The organism is Pseudomonas weihenstephanensis (assembly GCF_001043055.1).
Taxonomy (GTDB): domain Bacteria; phylum Pseudomonadota; class Gammaproteobacteria; order Pseudomonadales; family Pseudomonadaceae; genus Aquipseudomonas; species Aquipseudomonas weihenstephanensis.
The window spans coordinates 1-1,658 of sequence record NZ_JYLF01000021.1; the positions used below are offsets into that span (position 1 = coordinate 1).

2 protein-coding genes are annotated in these 1,658 nt (G+C 51.6%); both read left to right on the top strand.

Annotation, left to right across the window (positions count from 1 at the left end; all coding sequences use genetic code 11):
* A partial coding sequence (locus tag TU86_RS22005) for a phage tail tip fiber protein (protein ID WP_048366438.1) occupies nt 1-332 on the top strand: 332 nt, incomplete at its 5' end.
* Between the two features lie 301 nt (nt 333-633).
* Complete coding sequence (locus tag TU86_RS22010) at nt 634-1,515, top strand: hypothetical protein (RefSeq protein ID WP_048366439.1); 882 nt, start codon at nt 634-636, stop codon at nt 1,513-1,515.
* Nucleotides 1,516-1,658 lie beyond the last annotated feature (143 nt).

Consider the following 1,658-nt stretch of genomic DNA (forward strand, 5'->3'; position numbering starts at 1 on the left):
CCTCGGAGATTCTGGCCTTTGCGCAACGGTTCGCCATCGTCGACGAAGTCACCGGGCAGCTCAGAACACCCTTTGTGGTGCAGGGCGGTCAGGTGTTCATCAACTACGCCATGATCGATACGGCGTTCATTCAGAACCTAGTGCTGGGGATGACGTTGCGGTCGAGTGCGGTGAATGAACAGGGTTTGCCGTTGCTGGAAATCAACATCCCGGCAGGCAAGCTGATCTTGCGCGGCTCAGCAGCCGATGGCAGTTCAGAGCTGGCCAACACCGGGCTTAAGTTCTTCCACGGGAATGGCATTACGGCCATCGATTTGGGGTTAGGGGTATGAGTGTCGGTTTAGTTGCTCGCGAAATTGGCGGTCAGGTCATTCTCGATATGACCGCCAGCATTAGCCAAGAGGTTGGTTTCGTTGTGACCAATGGGGCAAATGGCTCAATTGCCATACCGCCGCCTCCTGCCGGGAAGACCAGTTATTTCTCGGTGGTTTCGTTAGTCAATATGGATGGCTGGAGGGCCAGGTTGCCTGGCGTAGTGCTCTCGGGCACAACGCTGAGTTGGGCTTATTCATACCCAACAAGAGGGTGGGGATTCTTTTCTGCTAATTGCAGAATCCATTACGGGTATTACTAATGGCCGGATTAATTGTTAGGAAAGAAGATGGCAGTATCTTGTTTGACACGCAAAAAATAACCTATGGCCTTGTAAAAAGTGGGTATATGGAACATCAGGGTATGTATCCACGCTTTGTATGCGTAAGCAACGCCTGCATGAAAGATCCGTCATGGGGGGGTAACTGGGAGGAGAAGGGAAACTATAACGATCAAGTCTTTGGGTTTAGCGTCGCTAATGTCACCGCACCGATTGTCTTTATAGTAGGACATGGTGTTTTTGCAGGGACTAGCAAAACAGGTAACGTGACCACCTTCAATTATTCAGACGCTTCAGCAGGCACAAAGTTTTACTGCTTCGATCTTATGAAAGATGGTGGTGCCGGGCCTGCATTGCGCACCTATAAGGAAGATGGAACGCTAACATTCAACTCAAGGCAATCGCCACTTAATATCGTCGCCGCCGTACGAGCGCCAGATCCCGGTCCAAGGCAGGGGGTATGGCACGCGTTGGTGTACACAGGGGGTTACAACGAAAGGTATAACGGGACCCTGACCCCTTACGGCAGCACCTCATATGCAAGCGTAAGGTCGTCCGTGGATATCCCGCTTGTCGGTATGGGAGAAGTAGCGGCATTCCTTCCTTGGTCACGGGGGGTAGGTTGTGCTTTCTCCACGTTCACGGAATTCAATTATCCCGTAGGGGTATCTGTGACCGAGAGCTGCTTTGGTGGGAACAGCAAAATCACGTTCAGTTGTGCTATTTCAAGAACGACAATGGGCGACCTCTCGCCAACTTCCGTCCCTATGACAATCTGTTTTCGGGATATCCCGGTGGATAGATTTCCGACTGCTCTCGTTATTAAGACGGCCAACCTTCCGTTTCCATTTACCTTCAATTAATTAGCGCTGAAATAAGCCCGCCACGTCGCGGGTATTTTTTTGTCTGGAGAAAAGTATGTCTTGGTACAGAACCGGCACCGTATCGGTCGTAAAGGGCTCAACGACTGTGACCGGCGCGGGCACCGCCTTTGCGGGTAACGCAC

Coding starts and splice junctions, on each gene's coding strand:
- TU86_RS22010 (WP_048366439.1), top strand. CDS start 634: ATGGCCGGATTAATTGTTAGGAAAGAAGATGGCAGTATCTTGTTTGAC.